The organism is Streptomyces humi (genome assembly GCF_001005085.2).
Taxonomy (GTDB): Bacteria; Actinomycetota; Actinomycetes; order Streptomycetales; family Streptomycetaceae; genus Streptomyces; species Streptomyces humi.
Window position 1 is genome coordinate 1 of the sequence record NZ_LBMU02000195.1, and the last position, 3852, is coordinate 3852.

General features: G+C 70.9%; 2 protein-coding genes. Both read right to left on the reverse strand.

The window, feature by feature from the left end; all coding sequences use genetic code 11:
- Positions 1-1889: condensation domain-containing protein (locus AAW13_RS43855; RefSeq protein ID WP_143145128.1), on the reverse strand; the 1889-nt coding region annotated here is incomplete at its 3' end.
- Positions 1886-3852, reverse strand: a 1967-nt coding sequence (locus AAW13_RS43860) for a condensation domain-containing protein (RefSeq protein ID WP_240528944.1), incomplete at its 5' end; no start/stop codon positions are given. The genes AAW13_RS43855 and AAW13_RS43860, both read right to left, overlap by 4 nt.

Genomic DNA, 3852 nt, shown 5'->3' on the forward strand with positions numbered 1-3852 from the left:
GTCGACCCCGACGTATAAATCACCGCCGCCAACTGGTCCGGGACCACGGCCGGAAGCTCGACGGATCCCGGCGCCTCGGAGCGGGACAGATCCAGATCGTCGAGCCACACCACCGCCTCCGCGGTCAGACGGTCACCGACCTCGGCCCGCTCCCCCACCAGCACGCGCACGCCGCTGTCGGCGAGCATGAACTCCAGCCGCTCCACCGGATAATCGGGATCCAACGGCAGATACGCACCACCCGCCAACCACACCCCCAACACCGCCACCACCAGATCCACACCCCGCGACAGACACAGACCCACCACCGACTCCGCACCCACCCCCCGACCCCGCAACTCATGCGCCAACCGACTCGCCCGCGCCACCAACCCGCCATACGTCAACACCCGCTCACCCGACACCACCGCCACCGCATCCGGCACAACACCAGCCCACCCGACGATCAACTCATGCACCCCACCCACCGACGGCAACACCAACGGCACACCAGCCCACCCCCGCACCAACCCCTCAACCTCACCCACCGACACCAACGACACATCCCCCACCAGCCGACCAGCGTCAGCGGTGACGAGGTCCTCCAGGACGTGTGCCAGGTGGCCGGCCATCCGGTCGACCGCGTCGGCGTCCATCCGGGCGCGGTCGTAGGACATCTTGATCGTGAGTTCACGGCCGGAGCTGGCGGTCACGCTGAGGGGGTAGTTCGCCTGCTCGCGGCCGTAGTTGGCGCCGGCGCGCAGTCCGCTCGCCGCGGAGTTGCGCTGTTCCTGCTGCACTTCCTGGACCGGGAAGTTCTCGAAGACGAAGAGGCTCTGGAACAGCTGCTCGCCGGGCGGGAGTTCGCTGGCGGCGGCGATCTCGACCAGGGGCGTGTGTTCGAACTGCCGGGCCCGGACCTGCTCGTCCTGGAGGCGGGTCAGCCAGTCGGTCACCGGCTGTTCGCGGTCGAGGGTGATCCTGACGGGCGTGGTGTTGAGGAGCATGCCCACCATCGCGTCCATGCCGTCCAGTCGGCCGTCGCGGCCCGACGACGTCACGCCGAAGACCACGTCGTCGTTGCCGGAGTAGTGGGCCATGACCACCGCCCACGCGGCCTGGACGACCGTGTTGAGGGTCAGCCGGTGGCGTCGGGCGAACTCCGCCACACCGGTCGTCGCGGCCTCCGGGGACAGCGGCACCCGGCACTCGCCCGGCCCCCGGTCACCAGTGGGTCGTTCGATGCCGAGCGTCGTCGTCCCGCGGACACCGGCGAGGCGTTCGCGCCAGTACGCACGGGCCGCGTTCATGTCCTGCCCCGTCACCCACGCCACGAAGTCCCGGAAGGGCCTGCGGGCGGCGAGCCGCGGTTCGCCGCCCTCGCGGAACGCGTGGTACGACTCCAGCAGTTCGCCCACCACGATGGGGTCGCTCCAGCCGTCCAGCAGCATGTGGTGGTAGCTCCAGACGAGCTGGTGCCGTTCGGGGGCCAGCCGGATGACGGCGATGCGCACCAGGGTGGGGGCGGTGAAGTCGGCGCCCGACTCCCAGTCGGAGGTCAGGTAGTCGTCCACGGCCCGCTGCCGCGCGGCCTCGTCCAGGTGCGACAGGTCCAGTACCCGCAGCGGCAGGGGGACGGAACGGGACACCACGGCCAGCGGCTCGGGGACTCCTTCGGAGACGACCGTGGTGCGCAGCACCTCGTGCCGGCTGAACATGAGCTCCCAGGCCCGCCGCAGTGCGGTGAGGTCGAGGTTCCCCTCCAGGAGCAGGCCGTTCTGCACCCAGTACATGCCGGGCTCGTCGGCCAGCTCCGTGTGGAAGAGCATGCCCTGCTGGAGCGCGGTGAGCGGGTAGATGTTCTCGATCGCGCGGGCCTGCCGACCGGCCGTCGTGTCGAACGCGGTCATGATGCTCCTCCGGATTCGGCGGCCTCACCGGGGGCGGCAGGTGAGTCGAAACGCTGCTGGATGAGGTCGAGGACGTCCTGGTCGAGGCCGGCCAAGGGGAAGTCGGACGGGGTGTAGCCGCCGACGTCGGGTCGGCAGCAGTACGCGATCAGGTCGTCGAGGACCTCGATGTAGCGGTGAGCGAGTCGGCGTACCGTCGACTCGTCGTGGACCTGGTCGCTGTACATCCACACCAGTTCCAGGCGGCCGAGCGCGATCTGGCTGTTGATCTCGAGCAGATGGGTGCGGTCCCCGAGCATCGACTGCGGCCGGCCGAGCGCCCTGCCGGTCGGCCTGAACCGCCCGGCCGAGGCACCGGCCGCGTCGACCGCCTGAGTGGTCTGCCCCAGGTAGTTGAAGGCCACGTCGGCGCCGGGGCCCGGTTCCCAGTGCCCGAGGTGACGCAGCAGGCCGTAGCCGTGGCCCTTGCGGGGGATCTCCCTCAGCCGTTCCTTCGTGCGGCGCAGGATCGCGCCCGGGTCGTCGCCGCCGTTCGCTCCGGCGAGGACGACCGGGTAGACGCTGGTGAACCAGCCCACCGTCCGTGACACGTCGATGTCGGCGCCCACGTCCTCCCGGCCGTGTCCTTCCAGGTCGACCACCACGTGCGGGGCCGCGCACCATTCGGTGAGCACGGTCCCGAGGACGCTCAGCAGTACGTCGTTGATCTGGGTGTGGAACGCGCCGGGGACGTCGCGCAGCAGGCGCTCGGTCTGTTCCGTCCCGAGGCCGACCGCCAGTTCCCGCAGGGAGGCGAGGCTGTTGGGGCCGTCGTGGTCGCGTGGCAGCCGGACGGTGGTGGTCTCGGCCGTCCGCCAGTACGCGGCTTCGGCGGCCAGCTCCGGGGAGCGGGCGAGTTCGTCGAGGCGCTCGGCCCATCGCATGAAGGAGGTGGTCTTGGCCGGCAGTTTCACCGGGAGGCCTCGTTCGGCCTGCCCGTAGGCCGCCGACAGGTCCTCCAGCAGCACCGGCCAGGACACGGCGTCCACGACCAGGTGGTGCACGACGACGAACAGCAGCTGTCCCTGTGCGCCCCGGTCGAAGAGCACCACCCGCAGGAGCGGTCCGTCGGCCAGGTCCAGGCCGGCCTGCGCCTCGTCACCGCGGGTGTCCAGGAATGCCCATTCGGCCTCGTCGTCGCGGCCGGTCGTCTCGATGACGCGTACGACATCGGCCGACTCGGCAGCCATCACTCGCGCGGCCCACCGCGTGCCCTCCCGGACGAACCGCGACCGCAGGGCGTCGTGCTGCTCCAGGACCGTCGCCACGGCCACCCGCAGCGCCTCGGCCTCGACGCGTCCGGTGACCTCCAGCAGCATCGACTGGTTGAAGTGGCCGGGCTCCCGCATCTCCTGGTCGAAGAACCACCGCTGGATCGGGGTGAGCGGGAAGTCGCCCACGACCAGGCCCTGTTCCGCGTCCGCGACGCTCTCGCCGGTGGCCACGGCGGCCAGTCCGGCGACGGTCTGGTGGTCGAACAGCTGGGCCACGGTGAAGTGCAGGCCGGCTTCCCTGGCGCGGGCCACCACCTGGATGCTGATGATCGAGTCACCGCCGAGTTCGAAGAAGTTGTCCTCGACGCCGACGCGGTCCACGCCGAGCACCTGGGCCCAGATCCCGGCGAGGAGGTCCTCGGTCGCGGTCGCCGGCGCGACGAACCCGTCCAGCCGCGGCCGCAGGCTGTCCGGGGCCGGCAGGCGGCCGCGGTCGACCTTGCCGTTCGGGGTCAACGGCAGCGCCGACAGTTCGGTGAAGTACGACGGGATCATGAAGTCCGGCAGTCCGCGCCGCAGGTGCTCGCGCAGTTCACCCACGGTCGGGATGCCGTCGGCCGGGTCGGCGGGGACCGCGTAGGCGGCCAGGCGCCGGTCGGTGCCCTCACCGACCACGCCGACCACGGCGGTGCGGATGCGGGGATGGGTGG